This window comes from Cupriavidus sp. GW823-FHT06D04, from assembly GCF_058795055.1.
The window spans coordinates 1-17,332 of the sequence record NZ_JBXAHL010000072.1 but is presented as its reverse complement, the minus strand read 5'-3'; the positions used below and the strand labels follow the sequence as shown (position 1 = coordinate 17,332).

At 59.7% G+C, this 17,332-nt stretch carries 14 protein-coding genes; 2 read left to right on the top strand and 12 right to left on the bottom strand.

The features are described 5' to 3' along the window. The 12 genes from AC1Q7H_RS38605 to AC1Q7H_RS38550 all read right to left on the bottom strand — a co-directional run. The coding region (locus AC1Q7H_RS38605; RefSeq protein WP_492382450.1) for a heavy metal sensor histidine kinase at nucleotides 1-1,375 on the bottom strand (1,375 nt) is incomplete at its 3' end. 506 nt (nucleotides 1,376-1,881) lie between these two features. Continuing rightward, the gene (locus AC1Q7H_RS38600; RefSeq protein ID WP_492382448.1) at nucleotides 1,882-2,256 is read right to left on the bottom strand and encodes a hypothetical protein; all 375 of its coding nucleotides are present in this window, start codon (nucleotides 2,254-2,256) and stop codon (nucleotides 1,882-1,884) included. Between the two features lie 64 nt (nucleotides 2,257-2,320). Beyond that, nucleotides 2,321-3,577, bottom strand: coding sequence for an oligosaccharide flippase family protein (locus AC1Q7H_RS38595; protein WP_492382447.1), 1,257 nt, complete (start codon nucleotides 3,575-3,577; stop codon nucleotides 2,321-2,323). A 200-nt stretch (nucleotides 3,578-3,777) separates the two neighbouring features. Continuing rightward, nucleotides 3,778-4,131, bottom strand: a complete 354-nt coding sequence (locus AC1Q7H_RS38590) for a hypothetical protein (RefSeq protein WP_147309246.1) — start codon at nucleotides 4,129-4,131, stop codon at nucleotides 3,778-3,780. A 192-nt stretch (nucleotides 4,132-4,323) separates the two neighbouring features. Further along, nucleotides 4,324-4,884 carry a hypothetical protein gene (locus tag AC1Q7H_RS38585; RefSeq protein ID WP_492382446.1) on the bottom strand — a complete coding sequence of 187 codons (561 nt, stop codon included), beginning with the start codon at nucleotides 4,882-4,884 and terminating at the stop codon, nucleotides 4,324-4,326. 396 nt (nucleotides 4,885-5,280) lie between these two features. After that, complete coding sequence (locus AC1Q7H_RS38580) at nucleotides 5,281-6,363, bottom strand: glycosyltransferase family 4 protein (RefSeq protein ID WP_492382445.1); 1,083 nt, start codon at nucleotides 6,361-6,363, stop codon at nucleotides 5,281-5,283. Between the two features lie 481 nt (nucleotides 6,364-6,844). After that, nucleotides 6,845-7,495: a methyltransferase family protein gene (locus AC1Q7H_RS38575; protein ID WP_116345916.1), complete on the bottom strand. Its 651-nt coding sequence runs from the start codon at nucleotides 7,493-7,495 to the stop codon at nucleotides 6,845-6,847. Nucleotides 7,496-7,782: 287 nt separating this feature from the next. Further along, on the bottom strand, nucleotides 7,783-8,358 hold the full coding sequence (locus tag AC1Q7H_RS38570; RefSeq protein WP_492382444.1) for a hypothetical protein: 576 nt from the start codon (nucleotides 8,356-8,358) through the stop codon (nucleotides 7,783-7,785). 79 nt (nucleotides 8,359-8,437) lie between these two features. Further along, nucleotides 8,438-8,779 (bottom strand): P-II family nitrogen regulator, encoded by a 342-nt coding sequence (locus AC1Q7H_RS38565; protein WP_116345917.1) that lies wholly within the window; start codon nucleotides 8,777-8,779, stop codon nucleotides 8,438-8,440. Between the two features lie 50 nt (nucleotides 8,780-8,829). Further along, a complete protein-coding gene (locus AC1Q7H_RS38560) occupies nucleotides 8,830-11,922 on the bottom strand; it encodes an efflux RND transporter permease subunit (protein ID WP_492382443.1) in 3,093 nt (1,030 codons plus the stop codon). A gap of 9 nt (nucleotides 11,923-11,931) precedes the next feature. Further along, nucleotides 11,932-13,161: an efflux RND transporter periplasmic adaptor subunit gene (locus tag AC1Q7H_RS38555; RefSeq protein WP_492382442.1), complete on the bottom strand. Its 1,230-nt coding sequence runs from the start codon at nucleotides 13,159-13,161 to the stop codon at nucleotides 11,932-11,934. 62 nt (nucleotides 13,162-13,223) lie between these two features. Next, a complete protein-coding gene (locus tag AC1Q7H_RS38550; RefSeq protein ID WP_492382441.1) occupies nucleotides 13,224-14,510 on the bottom strand; it encodes a TolC family protein in 1,287 nt (428 codons plus the stop codon). A 543-nt stretch (nucleotides 14,511-15,053) separates the two neighbouring features. Here AC1Q7H_RS38550 and AC1Q7H_RS38545 point away from each other — a divergent pair. Together AC1Q7H_RS38545 and AC1Q7H_RS38540 are read left to right on the top strand one after the other, a co-directional pair. Continuing rightward, complete coding sequence (locus AC1Q7H_RS38545; RefSeq protein WP_025586277.1) at nucleotides 15,054-15,395, top strand: P-II family nitrogen regulator; 342 nt, start codon at nucleotides 15,054-15,056, stop codon at nucleotides 15,393-15,395. A 1,748-nt stretch (nucleotides 15,396-17,143) separates the two neighbouring features. Next, the coding region (locus AC1Q7H_RS38540) for an ArnT family glycosyltransferase (protein WP_492382449.1) at nucleotides 17,144-17,332 on the top strand (189 nt) is incomplete at its 3' end.

The following is a 17,332-nucleotide window of genomic DNA, read 5'->3' as shown; positions in this document are numbered from 1 at the left end:
CTACAGCCCCGTTCCGCGGAAAGTTCAAGATGAAGCGGGTGATGCCATCCGACGATTCCGCCGATATCTCTCCGCCATGCGCAACCATGATGGCTCGCGTAATAGAAAGCCCTAGCCCCACGCTATCAGAATCGGCATGTGTCCTTGACTTGTCGGCACGGAAAAAGCGGTCAAATACCAAGGGCAGCAGTTCGGGACTGATCTCGCCGTCGTTCTGGACCACGATCGACGTGCTCCCGCCCTGCTCGCATGCCTGGACACGGACCTCCTTGCCGGTTGGTGTGTAGCGTAGCGCGTTCGAGAGCAGATTGCTGAGCGCTCGGCGTAACATCAAACGATCTCCGGTAACCTTCCCTTGTCCATCAAAATGTAGGTGGATGCCCTTGTCCTCTGCCAGCGCGTCGTAGAAGTCAAACAGCGACAGCACTTCATCCGCAGCGTTGATCGCCTCGACATTCGGCAACGTGATGCCATGCTCGATTTTCGCCAGGTAGAGCATGTCGGACAACATCTGCGTGAGACGCTGCAGTTCTTCCGCGTTGGACTCTAACACCTCGCGGTACTCATCGGCGTCACGGGGTTGAGACAGGGCGACCTGCGTCTGAAGCATCAAGTTCGTAATCGGCGTGCGTAACTCGTGGGCAAGGCCTGAAGAAAAATCCGACAGACGGCCGAAGTCGTACTGCACGCGCTCGAGCATCGCGTTCACCGTTGCTACGAGGTTCCCCAACTCGACGGGCAGCGCATGGACCGGCATGCGCTCGTCAAGCTTGTGTGAGGTGAGCGCCCGGGCGCGTGAAGCCATGGAATGCAACGGCGCCAGTCCGCGCCGGGCGGCCCACCAGCCGAACATGCCGCTCACAAACACTGCCAGCGCGAAGTAGCATGCCAGGGACATCCGGAATGCCCGCAGGGAGGGGGTGTGAAGATGTGTATCCACGCCCACCACAATTCTCAGGGGCGCGGGCTGCACGCCGGTCGCGGGAGCGATGGCGCGCATACCCCGGTACACCTTTCCGTCTTGCTTGAATACAAAGGTATTGCGGTCTGGGCCGAGCTTCGCCATGGCATCGAAGGCGGTACTGAAATCGAATCCCTTACTCGCATGTACACTGCTGCCGTCCACAGCGCGAACGTTCACGACAAGTCCGGGATATTGCCCCAGTGTCTCTCCAAGCCGGGCAGGAATCGACTTTGTTTGGCTTTCAGCGACGATCTCTTGAATCCGGCGAATATTGTCCCCGAGCACGGCATAGTCTTCATCGGCAAAGACTTGATCCACAGAGCAGGCAGTGAGTACTCCTAAGCCCAGCAAGATGGCACCCGACGAGAGCGAAAAGAAAATGGTGAGCCGCGCCCTCAACGAAAGTGGCACCTCATTTTGGAGCCTCTGACGCCTTCGCGCACGCAGCCACGTATGGCGGCCGGCCGGAATCAGTCTTGTCCTGAAACCGTCGTCGCTCTTGGTCCGCGACCGCTGGGATGACCACATCAATGACATTGCTGTTCCTGCCGAACTTCCTGCCTCCCGGGGAGCGCCGATCAGAGACTGCACTTCTACGCCGGCGGGCGAACAGTGGGAGCAAGACAAGCTCCTTGCTGGCGTGGAAAGCCGGCCGCGGTCGACATAGAGGCGTGAGCCTTGAGTATTCGGTGGCAGAACGACGCCCCGCACCGAGCTTCGTTAACCTACTCGGCGACCTGCCACGTTGTTGCCTCTGCGCACCGCGTCCTGAAGGCCTTGTGCGGTAGGCTGTACTCCCTGGTGCTGCGCTTCCAAACATCGCTGCGAACCTGCATTCTGCAAACCTGCAGCCTGCGACCTACTCGCATCCAATGCCAGCCTATCAAACCGTTGGCCACCTAGCCGTTACGCGGGCATTACATTCCGGTAAGCTCAGCGAAAAGGTTGTCGATCCTGCCCATCCTCCGCCCCGCGCGACACCAGCCGACGCCCCCTGCCGCGCTGAACGCGATGGCGTTCGAGCCGACCAGTTTGCCTGACGGCCAACCCGTACCGACGGCAGCGTTGTGTGTGTGGCTCCTCGCCGTCCCACACGAAATCCGGCCCGCGCTGATGGTGTTCATCATGGAAATAAGCGTGCATCTGCCCCACTGGCTCTTGGGCAGGCTTGTGGAGTCGCTCGCGCGAATGCGCGCGCACCGCAGCGCCGCAGTAAAGACCGGCCCCGCCGTGACGAGCCCGCCCTCGCTCATTCCGCTGCTTTGCGAAATGCAGTCATCGGGGATGTCCATCCGCGCAGCGCTTGTAGGCAGAATCGGGAGGAACTGCGGCGGCGATGCCGCACCGGCGGCCTATTCACACAGGTTGCTGTCTTGTCGCCATCGGTACGCGCGATCGGATGAAGAAGCCGACGCCCGCCATCACCGCCACCGCGTTGCCCGCGACATAGCCATAGACGGCGCCACGAGCCCCAAACATCGGGATCATGATGAGATCCACCACGATCATGGTGGACAGCACCAGAAACCATTTCTCTACCAGCCAGCGCGGCTTACCCAGATAGACCACCAGTAGCGTCAGTGCGCTATCCAGAAACACCAGCCCGGATGCCATCGCCGACAGCCTCAGCAGTTCGGCCGCGGCCTCATAGTGGTCGCCGTAGATCAGCGAAACGATCCAGGGTGCGCAGAAGGCGAGCACTGCGCCCCCAACGATGCCAGCTACCAGCATGCCGGCGGCGACATACAGCACATTGCGGCGTACCCGCGCAAAAGTGGGCTGTGCATAGATCATCAGCGGCGCAACGGAGCTCGCCACGATCGAGCTGAGCAGCATGAAATTATCCAGCACCTGCATGGAAGCGGCATAACCGCCAAGCTCGAACAGACTGATATGCGGCTTGAGCAGCAATTGATCGATACGCTTCGCCAGGAGCATCAACATCAGGCTCGCCCAAAACACGGTCCCGTCACGCAGCAGCCGCGTGGCAAGACTGACATCGATGCTCACCGCCACGCGAGGGCTGCGCTTGCGGTAGTGGCGGGCAAGCAGCGACGCACCTATCAGAGCCTCCCCAGCGAACACCCAGGCGAAGGTCGGCGCCGCGTTCGATCCCGCCAGGTAGAGACCTCCGATTGCCGCTACCCGGAACGCCAGGCCGATCATGCCGAACACCACTGCAGGCCGGCTATTGGTGCTCGCCTGTAGCCACGCACGGACGGTGCCAAAGGGTTCATTGAAGAGGATGGGTATGCCAATGATGATAGCGGTCAGGACGATGACCTCGTCATCCTCCGTCAGCGCCACCACTGCCATCACCATCAAATAGCCCGCGATTGCCGCAGCCTCGCGCAGGGCAAACACATGAACAAGCAACCTGTGCTGGGCAGCGGGTGCCCGGTCGGCAACCAGTCGCGGGACGACCACTTCGGCTCCACAGATCAGTGCCACCGATGACGCGACCAGCACCAACGATTGCGCGTACTGAAACTCGGCAAAGCCTTCCGGCCCGATGGCGCGTGCAATCATGCCAATACTGGCGATTCCGAACACTACCTGCAGGCCGCGCTCCAGCACCAGCCAGAGAACGTTTCGTGCAATCTGCATACGCATTACTGAGCCCTCCCCGGGCAACCTCCACAACGATTGGGTAACCGGCGTGCGCGCAGGGGGCGGGAGGCAGAGCGCCAGCAATCGCCCAGCGGCAGCACGCGCGGATCAAATGGGGAAAGGCCGAGCGGAAGAAGCGCGCATGGCGACGCATCAGGATGCGACAGCCATTTGCGCCCCCCCCACTTGATGCCGTCCCGGAGTCAGGGAGCGGGACGTGGAGGGGGATGCGGGAGGTCGAAGAACCGATCTGGTGGCACGGAAGCGAGGAATACCGGCTCCGTCTGGCTTTGCCCGGAAACGGACGGCTTCACGACGTCTGGCAATGCCGCGCTCAGGCTGGTGCTGCAGTCAAAATCCAGTTGATGCCCAAGCGATTGTTCGCCGCCACCATGATGGATGGTGCCCCCTTCGTCATGGTGATGCGGGACATGCAGTGCATGTTCTACCATGTGCTCGACCATCCGATCCGCAGTGTGCGTGAGATGCCGCCCCGGTGCAGACAGCACCTGCAGCGGCAAGCACAACACGAGAAGAAAGACCGCAATGCGCGACATAGCGAGGATTCTAGGCCAGCGCCGCCCTTTGCTGTGCCCCGCTTTGCGAGGGAACGCACCAATGTTCCGACTCTGGGAGATCTACCCATTTTCGTCGCCCTGCGCCTCACTCCAGATGTGACTAGCGCGGTTCGGTCCAGAGCCGCTTCGCTTCGGCCCTACTCGCTTCTTAACGCAGACGCCACGCCACCTCTAACGGACGCGCTCGGTGAAGCCACGTGTACTTGCCGTCGCGGTCCGCGCAATTTCCGACGCTTGTGTTTGGAATGCATCGTAATAGCCGCTGAGATCATCGGGGAAGCGCGTTTCACCGAGCGCCCGCAGTTCCCGGATGAGCCGGCTGTAATAGTAAACAGCAGATGACAGAGCGCTTCCGAGTTCGGGATAGTGCGTCACGTCACGCCGGTTGATATCGAGGTGCGCGACATGCTGATCCCGGTAGGCTTTCATCTGCTGCCAGTAAGCGCCCCATCCCTCTTGCTCAATGCCGAGATGCGTGAAGAGGTTAGCTCGGAACTCAGCCTCGTCCGCAAAGATGTTCTTCCAATGCACCTGCTGGTGCTCCTCATCATCAGAGCCGAACAGCTTGCACCACTCAAGCACTGCCGTGTCTAGCAGATTGCCTTGCAATACGCGCCAGAAATTCAGCGCAGGCTCCGGTTCGGCTGCGGCGAGTGCATGTTTCAGCGCCACGCATCGGGTCAGGTTGACCACGACCTGCAGTGCGCCCATCAGCTGTTCTTGAGTTGCCACAGATGCCTCCGCGAACCTAAGCTCGCTCCAGTATATCGTCTCAGCCCGGGGCGAGCCGCATCGTCTCACGGGGAAAGCGAAGCCCCTCGTGCTCGGCCATGAGTTCTCCGGCATCGTGACCGGGCAGGTGCCGACGTATCAGACGTCAGGGAGAGCGACAAGGTAGGCGTTGAATCAATCTACCGGTGCGGAGATTGCCGATCATGCCAGACTGGCTTCCACAATGTTTGCAACTGGCCACCGACATGGGTTCGATTAGGGCCCTCATCTCGACGGGCACGCTCTCGGCGAGTCTGTGAGCCATGTTGCGCCTACGACGGTGTATTGCATGCATCGCGGCGCCACTGTACGCACACTGGCGACGCTGGCCCCTATGATCGAGAACCGGACCAGCGGCTAGCGCGACTTCACCAGCGCGTCCCATTGCAAGGCAAGCCGCTCCACCGCAAACCAGCTTGCCTTACGGCGGCCTTCAGCGCTAAGGCGGTTGGCGGTGTCCGGCTGGCGAATCGCGGTCAGCAGCGCTTCGGCGAGCGCATCGGCGTTGTCCGCCGGCACCACCAGCGAATCTTGTCCAGGTTCGAGCAACTCGCGCGGGCCGGTCTCGCAATCGGTCGATACAATCGGCAGGCCAAAGGCCATTGCTTCGATCAGCACCAGCCCGAAGCCCTCGTAGCGCGAACTCAGGCAGAAGACCGATGCGCGCCCATAGGCCTGTGCGGGATCGTGGCAGATGCCCGGCAGGCTGACCCGGCCTTCCAGTCCAAGCTTGCCGATCAGTGTGACGAGGGCAGAGTGCTCCTCGCCATCACCGTGAATAACCAGTTGCCAATCCGGCGCCTGCCTGACCACCTTATGCCAGGCGTGCAGCAAGACATCGAACCCCTTGGCGGCCACCAGTCGCCCCATCGCCAACACGATCTTCTGCGAGCGTGGTGCCGGTTCGGCAGGTAGCGGAAACGGCAGCGGGTTAGGCAGGCAAATCACGTCGCTGCGTGGATGCAGCGCTTCCAGCCAGCGGCTGCGGTCCCGTTCCGTCAGCACCACCACCTGCCGGCAATACCGCGCTGCCAGCCGGCGCGCCAGCTTGCGCGCCGGCTTACCAAGGTCTTCGTCAAAGTGGCAATGCTCCCAGGCGATATGGTGCAGACACATGCCGATGGTGGCGGGTAGTACGAAGAGTTCTAACAGAGGGTCGACCTGCACCAGCACGTCGGTCCGGTGCGCCGCGCAATGGCGCCGGATGCCTGCCACCGTGGCAAAGTATGCGCGCTTGAAAGAAAGTCGCTGCGCAAACAGCGCCTCGTGGCGGATGCGCGGATGCAACGAAAACTGGCTGTGCGGATCCACTAAGCTCAGGATGGTGACATTGTGGCCAAGTCCGGCCAGCGCATTGGCGATGGTCGCCGCCGTGCGCTCAGCTCCGGCCATCACGTTCAGCGTGCCAGTCAGGAAACAGACATTGAGGGCCGCCACCATGGATCGCTTTCGAAGAAGTATCGATCATTGGTTTGCAAGGCGATCAGATTGAAACGCTGCCAGTCTGGGTCTGACGTGGGCGTCTGTCTTGGGGGATCGGAACGCAAACCTCACCGCGCCAGGCGTGCTATGGATGCCACGCCCGACGAATACCAGTCGCTGTTGTTGTCTCCCAGCGACATGTATCAACGATTCTAAGCAGGCTGCCTGTCAGGGGGATTACGGGGGCATGACAAGCCTAACGTGAGCGGGGCAATTCCCACCAAAGACCGCGCTTCCAGTCGGCAAGCCAGCACCAATCCCACGCACAGCGAGCTGGATGGCTTGCCATCCGTGCCTCAGGAAATTATGACCAACCATCGAGTCCGGCAGACCGCTCGAGCTGATCCGATGGTAGCGGAGCCAACGGCTGGGCAACACCCTCGCCCTCGCCTCACGACCTTGCACTCGTAAAGCCACCTCCATGATGATTTTGAAACGATCACACAAGCGAGACAACGGCCCGAAGGATGCCTGCATCGTGCAATAGGTCAAATGACTCTACGACGATAGACAGACCGAGGAACCATACCGAATCGGCGATATTTCGCTGGAAGGACGCGACATGGACGGTCCAGGTCCTCTCGGCTCTGTACAGCGCAGGACGCGGAAAGAACGCCGGCGTTCGCCTGGCATACTGCGCATACTCCGGGAACGACGAGGCGAGGAAGCGGTCCTCACGCCGGATCACGGCCGGGTACATAACCGCAAATGCAAGCGCCAGCACAGCCATGACGGCAATCGACTCCGACATTGCTCCTAATCCCAGAATCCCCAGAAAATTGCATACGTAAAGTGGGTGGCGACAGATTGAGTAAGGACCGGAGGTCACGAGTTCATTATTCTTCCTGCCGGAAATGTAGAGCGCGCACCAAAGTCTACCGACCGTCGCAAGTGTGACACCAAGCATGCCAGCGGTGAGGAGAAGCGGAGACACCCACGTGCCATCCCACCTTGAGTGGCCAAAAACGAGGCTCGCGAAGACAAGCAACACGACAGCGCGCCATAGGCCAATGCGATGGCGCGTCAAGTACGCGTCAATCGTTTGGGAAAAGACTGCTCGGGATGTCGAAGTACGCGCGGTAGCCGCCATGAAATGAGATGCGAGGTAGAAGTGACGATGAGCAGGAAGACCCGCCCGCAGAAGCCAACAAGAAGCTTCGCGATGATCCGCGCGAATTTTAGAGCCTCTGCTAGGCACGCGCCGATTGTTGCAAAACTGTAATGGCGCGTTAACTTCCGTTTCATGCGACTTCGCCTCACTTGGTTCACAGAGCATGGCACACCAACCTCGAGCAGGACCTCGGTGCCATCGTCGCGTACTGTTGGCTAACCGGTCGGCGCGTGCAGTGCGAACTGCTCCAGGGGGCTGGCGAGTCTTCAGCGGATCTCGCTCGCCGGGCCCGAGGACGTGACGCCGCCCCATTGTGCCGGCTGGCAATGGGACCGCGAGGTCGGGACCGGCACCGCCGCACAACCGGCGCACTGGTGGTTATGGCGGACGACTGCAAGCGCCCGCTTTGTCATTCGGATTTCGTAGTCCTCACCGTCAATTGGCGCAAAAACGAACGTACGGTAAAGGGTGACCGGCAGATGGGAGGCATAGACGCTGACGCGAACGTCGTATCCTGCTTCAATCCAGACCTCACGAACAAACGACTTGGGCTCCATTGTTCTTTGGCCGTCCATGTCAAGCGCAAATGCTGCAGCCACGGCGTTCTCGGTAGTTGGCACCAGTTCTGCTGAAGCGCCGCGGGCAATCGGGATCAGGTCAAACCGCGATAACGCTCTACAGCTTGGCTCACGGCCGATATCGACGCCCGCAAACCTTGCGCCGGGTGCCAAGCCCTCCACCGATATTCGCGCGCGGGCACGCGGGCTATCAGTGGGTTGCACGAAAGGTACACAGGCAGGAATGCTGAATGCAAACAATGCCACGATTCCGAGACATCTCATTTTCGGCTCCGTAGGTAGGTCTATGAGTCGTTACCAAACGGGTCAAGCCATTCTCGACCGAGGGCCGTTACTGCAGGACTCAGCGGATACGCACCGCATGCTGAATTTCACTCGAGAAGATCCAGCCCGCGTCGGGTTGCCCTGTGGCTGCGGCCTTCGCAATGGCATCAGTCAGAAGATCGGCCACGTCGTCAGCACATACGAGTTCAAGCTTATATTCTGCGATAACGGCTTCCGCGAGCTCCATCGAGTAGTGTTGCTGCGTAGGGTCGCCACTCGCGAGCGGTCGCTGCACCTTGGATACCGTGATGTTGTGACATCCATTCCCGGAGTTACTCATGTCACAGTGGCCGGAGTCCCTCAGCGCCTCTAAAACATTGGCGATACGATGTTGTCGAATGAACGCCTTGATCTCTTTCATTGCTATTCCCCTGGCAGCGATTCCATCGCGCGAAGCGACACAGTGTGTTGTCAGATCGAATCACGCTTGCGTTCCGCCCGAGTTGCTACCCACTCGTACATGAGTGGCAACAGCAAAAGCGTGAGTGCTGTGGATGTGATGAGACCACCGACAACGACCGTCGCCAACGGTCGCTGAACCTCCGCTCCCACGCCTTGCGAAAGCAGCATGGGAACCAGACCAAGAATCGCCACTGAGGCCGTCATCAGCACCGGGCGCAGACGCAGGGTCGCTCCTTGGCGCACCGCCTCGCGGATCGACAGGCCCTGGCGGCGCTGATCGTTTAGAAAGGAGACCAACACAATGCCGTTCAGCATTGCCACGCCGAAAACCGCGATGAATCCTATGGCGGAAGGCACGGAGACGTACTGGCCAGTCAATGCCAACCCGAATACACCGCCGATCACGGCGAACGGCACGTTAGCAATAATGAGAGTGGCGTGGGTAAGCGAGTTGAATGCCGTATACAGCAGCAGGAAAATGAGGCCGATGGTAAGGGGCACGATCAGCACCAGCCGCGCCATAGCGCGCTGCTGATTCTCGAAAGCACCGCCCCATTCGATCCAGTAGCCCTCAGGCAGCTTGACTTGGCCTCGGATCTTGGCTTCGGCTTCACGCACGAAGCCGTCCACATCGCGGCCCTTTACGTCCATCTGCAACACAGCGTAGCGCTGGAGCTGCTCACGCCGCACGAATGTATATCCTTCGTCCATTTCCACTGTCGCGACTCGCGACAGCGGCACGAGCGCCCCGGCTTGGGTGCGCAGCGGAATGTCGCTAATTGCCTGGCGACTGTCGCGGTATGCGCCGTCGAGTCTCACCTGAATGTCGAAGCGACGCACTCCATCGATGAGGGTGCTCACCGCTTTGCCGCCTATGCCGGCCTGGACGACCTCTAGAATGTCGTCGGCGTTGATGCCGAAGCGCGCTGCCGCTTCCCGGTTGACCTTTACCACAAGCTGAGGCTTACCCTTGTTGGCTTCCAGAGAGAGATCAGAGATCCCGGCAACCGCCCCAAGTACCGGTTTGATCTGAGCCGCCAAGCGGTCAAGCACGGCGAGATCGGACCCGTAGAGTTTTAGCGCAAGTGTGGCGCGAACACCGGAAATCAATTCCTCAACCCGCATCTGAATGGGCTGGGTATTTGCTAGTACCACCGTGGGCAGGGCGCGCTCCAGCGCTTCTTTCATTCGATCAGACAGCTCTGGTAACGTGATTTTTTCCTGCCATTGCTCCTGAGGCTTCACATCCACCAGTACCTCCATGTAGTTGGCGTCGCTAGTCTCCCCCTTCTCTGCCCGACCAATGGTGGCTAAGACCGATTTTGTCTGCGGAAATTGGTGCTTGAGCACTACGTTCACGGTCCTGGAGATCCGCACCGATTCCTCGAGCGAGGTCGACGGGATGCCAGTCACGCGGAACATGATGGTGCCCTCCTGCAGCGTAGGCATGAACTCTTTGCCGAGAAATGGGAATACGGCCAACGCCGAGGCTAACAGCACCAGAGCGGCGGCAAACACCATCTTCTTATGTTCCAGCGCGCGCTCGAGCAGGGGTAGATAAGCCGCCTTGACCCAGCGCACCAAGACCGTATCCTTTTCCACCTTGGGTTTCAGAATCAGCGCCGAGAGCACCGGAATCAAGGTTAGCGTGAGGATCAGCGAGCCGACCATGGCAAAGGTAATAGTGAGCGCCATTGGCTTAAAGAGCTTGCCTTCCAGCCCAGTGAGGGAGAACAGAGGCAAAAACACCACGATGATGATGAGGATGGCAAAGGCAATGGGATTGATCACCTCGCGCGCCGCTTCGAGGATGACATGGGTGCGGTTCACGGCCGTTCCGGCTTGATGCGAGAGCAGCCGGAAGCCGTTCTCCACCATCACTACCGCACCATCAACCATCATGCCGATACCAATTGCCAGGCCAGCCAGCGACATCAAATTGGCGGAGAGGCCGAACTGCTGCATCAGCAGGAATGCCATGAGCATAGCCAGCGGAAGTGCGAGGATCACGACCAAGGCTGAGCGCACTTCGCCGAGAAATAAGAACAGCACAATTGCTACCAGAATCGAGCCTTCGATCAAAGCGCTCTCAGCGGTCTTCAGGGCCTTCTTGACGATGTCCGTGCGGTCGTAAACCGGGTTCAGCGTCACCCCCTTAGGGAGTGCTTGCTGAGCAAGTTGAAGTTTTTGTTTCACTGCATCCACGACTTGCTTTGCGTTCTCGTGGATGCGGGCGAGTGCAATGCCGAGCGCGACCTCCTGGCCGTCTCGGGTAACTGCGCCAAAGCGGACGGCGGGGCCTTCCTTTACTTCCGCCACTTCATGCAAGTGAATCGGGACTCCCTCCCGCTCGGCAACAACGATATTGCCAATGTCCGTCGTATTGGCAACGAGCCCCAGACCGCGCACCAGGTATTGCTCCTGGCCGAGGTTCACATATTGTCCGCCGACTTGCCGGTTGTTCGCCGCGAGAGCCTCCATGACGGCCTTGTAGCTCAGACTGTACTTGATGAGCTTTTGGGGATTGATCAAGACCTGATATTGCTTCTCTTGGCCGCCCCACGTCGTCACATCATCCACCCCCGGAGCCGTACGCAGCATAAGGCGTACGCTCCAGTCATGCAGGGTGCGCAGATCCATTGCCGAGAGCTTGTCGTCGGCCGACTCAATCGTGTACCAAAACACTTGGCCGAGCCCGGAACTGTTCGGTCCCAAGGTGGGTTCGCCATAGCCCGTCGGTATGCGCTCGCGCGCCTCCTGCAGCTTTTCACCGACGAGCCGCCGGGCAAAATAGATGTCGAGGTCATCCTTGAAATAGACGCCGACATAGGACAGCCCGAAGAGCGACACCGAGCGAATCTGCTCGACACCTGGTAAGCCGGCCATGGATGTCTCGATCGGGGCCGTCAACAGCTTCTCCACATCCTCCGCCGCCAGCCCCGGTGACTCTGTGTAGACATTCACCTGGTTCGGCGTGACATCGGGAAAGGCGTCGACCGGCATCGTCAACCAGGCTCGCACGCCGAGGAAAACAACCACGGCGAATCCCACCAACACCAGCACCTTGTAGCGAAGCGACAGGTCGACGAGGCGGCTCAGCATGGCGGCCTCCTAGTGGCCTTCGCCCAACTGGGCCTTCATGAGGCGCGCTTTGAGAGAAAAGGTCCCCTCCGTCACCACCCGGTCGCCCACTGCTATCCCCTTCTTGAGCACGACTCGCCCGCGTAGCTTTTCACCTAATTCCACCGCGCGTGGCTCAAATCCGCCGCTGCTCACCTCGACAAAGACCGTCGGTTGACCCTGCATCAAGACCACCGCCTCCTCGGCCAGTAAAAGGGCTTTTTGGCGTTTACCGGCGCTCGTTTCAATGGCAGCCGTCGCGAACATTTCGGGCTTGAGATGCCCGTCTGCATTGGCGACTTCCACCCTAGCCTGGACAGTCCGCGTTTCCTTGTCGACGACGGCCGCGATGTAGGTGAGCCGACCCTGAAAGGCTTCGTCGGGATAGGCAGCGACGGTGACAATGGCCGGCGCACCGACCTGGACTCGGCTGAGATCCTTTTCAAACAGGTTAGCCTCGATCCACAACCGGGAAAGGTCGGCCACAACGAAGAGCTGCTTGTCCGGTTGCGCCAACTCGCCTAAGATCGCGTGCTTTTCAATGACCGTTCCGGCAACGGGAGTAATCAGCGGGAATGTGGAGACCGCCCTGCCATCGGCCGATGGCACTTGGCTCACGCCCAGCATGCGCAAGCGGTCGGCGGCGGCGGCGAAAGCCGCCTTCGATTTTTCGTATTCCGCATGAGCGCGCATGTGATCCTTCTGGGCGATGATCTGCGCACCGTGTAGCGCCTCCGCCCGTTCGAAGTCAGCTTTGGCCACCGCTTGCGCCGTTTTGGCTTGAAGATAGGCTGAGTGCGCTTCGCCGACTTCTAGGCTGTCCAGCACAGCGAGCGTCTGGCCAGCCCGCACAGTCTCGCCCAGATTGACCTGGACCTTGACGATACGCCCGGTTACGCGCGGCGCTACATGGACGATGCGGTCCTGATTGGGACGAATCGTTGCGGTCACCGTCAATTGTTCGCTGACATCCTCCTGTCTTAACACTTCCGTCTTGATACCCGACGCGCGGATTTCATCGGCACTGAGCTTGATCCTTTGCCCACCGCTGCTCTGTTGATCAGGGGAAGCGGCGCTACCTTGCGCCGTTTGCGTGGCGCTCCTCTGAGAAGGCGCAGCCTGCTGCTTCGCTGGGTCGCCGCGACCGCACCCGATCAAGACCAGTACCGACAAGCCGGCGGCGACAATGCCGAATTGTTGCAAGAGAACGAGGACTTTCATACTTGCGCCTTCGAGGCAGAGATTCCTCAAGTCGTACTTGCTCCTATGGCCGACCGGAAGCTTCAGTGCGGCCCCACCCAGCCTGCCGTCTGCTCTAGCTCAATACGGGTCAGGGCCAACTCCGTCATGGCCTCCAGCACCTCGCGACGGGTGTCCAGCACCTGTCGCGTCGCAAGCAGAAGTTGCGTGAGACTGATCTCCCCAGTCCGGTAAGCCGTCGTGGATAGACGCTGGTTTTCCCGCAGGCGTTGCAGGACAAGCTCCTCCAGTCGGTTGACCCGCTTGCGCACACTCCCCAACTGCTGCCATAGGGCCCAGACGCTTGCGCGCGTATCGCGGATGGCGGTCTGCCGTTCAATCTGGGCGTGCGTGAGCTCCGTGCCAGCTCGGCCGATGCCTGCTGCATTGCGGCGAAACAGTGGCAGCGGGAGCGAGACGCTTAACCCGACAATTCGCTCGCGCCCCTGCACTGGGCCTTCGCGCCCGGCAAAGAGACCGACGGTGACGTCCGGATAGACGGCGGCGCGCTCCAGGCCAAGCCGACTGTGGGCTGCTTGCTCCCGAAGGTCGAACGCGCGCAGTCGTGGCTGGTCGGAGGCCATCGCCAACAGGTGATCAAGGGTGTAAGGGGACGGGCCATTGGCGAGAAGAGAGCCTGCAGCCTCCGGAAGCGCCTCCGCCTGCAATTGCAGCATTGCAGCGAGCTCGGCGCGGGCGCGCAGAAGCTGCTCCCGCGCCACTTCCAACTGGTTAATGGCACGCCCCAGTTCCACCTCGGCAAGGTTGTGATCAAGCTTCGTATCTTCGCCAGCCTCGAAGCGCTTTCTTGCGATACTGACATTGTCTCGGATCAAAGCGACTAGTTCCTGTTCCATAGCCACGCGCGCTTGCAGGCTCAGCACGCGTACGAACCGCTTCTCCACTTCGGCCCGCACCAGCCGGCGGGCTTCTTCCACGGATTGCTGTAACGCCGCGAGATCTTGCTCGGCCGCTGCCCGGCGGTATCCTTGTTGGCCTGCAATCTCAATTTGCTGACTGACTTGCGCCCGCCATTCGCGCTGGGTGTCGTAGCCGGCACTAGGGTTAGGAACCAGGCGGCGCAAGCCGTCCGCGCTCACGTGAGGATTGTTCCAGAGCAGGCCCCGGCTATCGGTGACTTGTCCCTGTGCTGCGGCAAGGCTGGCTTGTGCCGCCTTGAGCGTTGGATTGGCGTCTTCGGCGATTTGCCAGGCCTGCTCTAGGGTAAGGGGAAGTTCAAAAGCGAAAATGCTCTGGGCAGCCACCACTAGAACGAGCGCGGCGACAATGCAGGTCAGCCGTTTGCGCAACCAAGCAGGGTTCGAGAGCATGCTGTGTCGAAATCGCCGATTGATTCGAAAGACTGCAATGACATCGCAAATGAAGCCGCAAAAGGCGTGACCTGACGGCTCGGGAAGGTGGCATGCATCCACCGTTCAGCGTCGTCTTCCTGCGGGTACCGTTCACGAAGGCGGCCGAGAGCGGTGGATCCCGACGGTCGCACCAATGGCAATCGCTGGCTCTCACTTCCGTCGCGGCCCCTTGGACAAATCGGCCCTAGTCTCTGTGAAGATTAGTCCTCAACGGTGGAGGAGGCAACTTCTGCATCGACGACAATGGCTGTGGGGCCTAAATCAGATGGGCGAAGAAAATATGACGAACAACGCCGACGCAGCTGGGTCGATCAAGGCACCACTTGGGAAGCCACCACCACGGGGAAATGGGCAGCTCCCAACACAGTTGATACGGAAGGCATGCCGAATCGCGCCTTCTGGCAATGCATTTCCCCGACGGCATTAACGGCGCATGCGTGGACAAATGACATTTCGCGACCAATAATTCTTACAGAGACGCACCAAAAAGGGGGTGTAGTCATGAAACAAATCATCGCAATTATTCCTCCGCATCGCCTGGAAAGCGTTGAGACGGCCCTGCATGAAGCAGGCCACTTGCCCGGCTTCACTTGGTTTCGTGTGCGCGGCCATCCAAGGGGAACCGGTCCCCATCACGCTTTCACCGGCGCTGAGTGGAATCCCGACGCACACAATCAAGTCGTGGTGATGATGTTCTGCGCCGACGAGGACTCGGATAACATCATCAACGCCCTTCGCCTGTCGGCCTATACGGGGAATCGCCATGATGGCTTAATCGCCGTTGTGAACGTCGAGAGTATCCTCCGGATCCGGACTGGTGAGCGCGGTGACGCTGCTGTTTGAAGGCAGAGGTCAATCACCGGCGACGGTCAGTCCAATGTTGACCAAAGATTGCAGAATCATTACGTCTTCGCAATGAAGTGACCGACTCACGAAGTGACCGACTCGCCTATGGGCCTTGATTTCAGCGTCAATCGCTGCAAGCTCGTGCGCGAATTCTTGTAGCCTACCCTCCGCAAGCGAAAATCATTGCAAAACCGTAATGCTCCGTTAACTTTCGTATCACTTGACTCAATGGTTGCGGGGTTAGAATTTCTCGTAGGTTCCAACACGATGCGACTCCTAGCGGAGCGCAAAATTGTCAGGAATCTGCCATCCACTCGCAATGAATCAATGAATTGTCGGTCCTGTTGGTCTGGCGGTGGAAATGGTGATGTCTTCCAATTGAGTCATCGAGATTCATACCTCGAAGGAGGGAAGATGACTAGGCATAGATTGCTCGCGGGAATGTGCGCTGCCGGCGCACTGCTGTCGGGGTCCGCTATGGCCCGCTCAGAGGTGGGCCCGGTAATCGGTGCGCCAAGCGTAGTGGTCGGCGTTCCTCCGTATGCGCCGCCACCTCCGATCTACGTTGCTCCGCCACCGCTGTATGAGCCGGCACCCGTCTACTACGGCCCTCCGCCGACGCTGGTTCGTCCTGGCGTCTATTTTGGACAGCCCCGCTATCACAGCTACCCGCCGCGTCGTGACTACGGACCGGCCCCTGGTCACGCGCGTGGCGCGGGCATCGGACATGGAAGTCGATGACGATAGCGCCCAGGGACGGCAGGGGCTCGACACTCGAGTCACGCTTGCATGCACTTCCAACGCTGGCGCCATAGCCGCCAGCGTGTCATTCATTCTCACGGCGCAACCCCGGCGTTAGTGACCGCGAGCCCCGTAAGCGGTACCGTGACGACCACGATCGAACTCACGTCGTCGATGCTCGCTATCGTGCCGCGGCTTGCCATGCGACTCACGCAGCCCATGCCCAGGCCCATACCCATAGCTAGGGTGCGAGTTTTGCACCACCGCAACCGCCGGCATGATATGCACCGGCCCAGGAGCCGGTGCTCGGCGATGTCCATCAGGCGGGTAGCCATGTGTCTGCGCACTGGCGTTGGTGAAGGCTATCGCTAGCACCGCGCCAACCAGAATTGGAAGCTTCGTCATGTATCTCTCCTAGGTCTAGAGGAAACGAGGATACGACTTCAGCATCTCACTGAGAATCCGAATTCCTAAACATTTGTTAGCGCTTGTAACCGCTTTGCTCGTGACAACTAAAACCGCAGAGTCTCTTACTTCCAGAAGTGTGCGCGAGGCTAGGCAACTTTATTCATCAAGGACGCGGCAAGTGAAACTTGATTACATCCACGCAACGCTTCTGCAATTTTTTGGCAATGGTGACACGTCGACACCGATTTTGCTGGCGTAACGAGCCCTCCGTAACCCTTTCGTAATGCTCCCGACAGGACCGAACTCTACAATTCCGGTGCTTGACCACCAATGAAACACCAGCGCGGTGTGATCGACGACTCATGGGTAAGCCATGAACTAACGTCTTGGCAGCGGGGTTGGGCAAGCACCGGACGTAGGTCCTCTCAAACGGTGGCAACTGCTTGCGAATGCCGGCCTGAGCGAGACTACGCCACACTCAGGGACGCCTTCCGACCCTCTTTCTATCTGGACAAAGCTGGAAGTACTTGACGATGACCCGTTAGTAGCTTTCGTCCCACAGCAAAAAGGTCGGACTCGTGAAGCGACAGATATCATTGGCACTGGCCATCGGCCTCGCACTAGTGCTATGGATCGCCACACTTTCAGTTCGTCCGTTGTACGAACCCGATGAGGGTCGATACGCTGAGGTCCCTCGTGAGATGTACGTCTCAGGAGACTGGATCACACCACGGCTGAATGGCATTAAGTTCTTTGACAAGCCGCCCTTGCAATATTGGGCTACA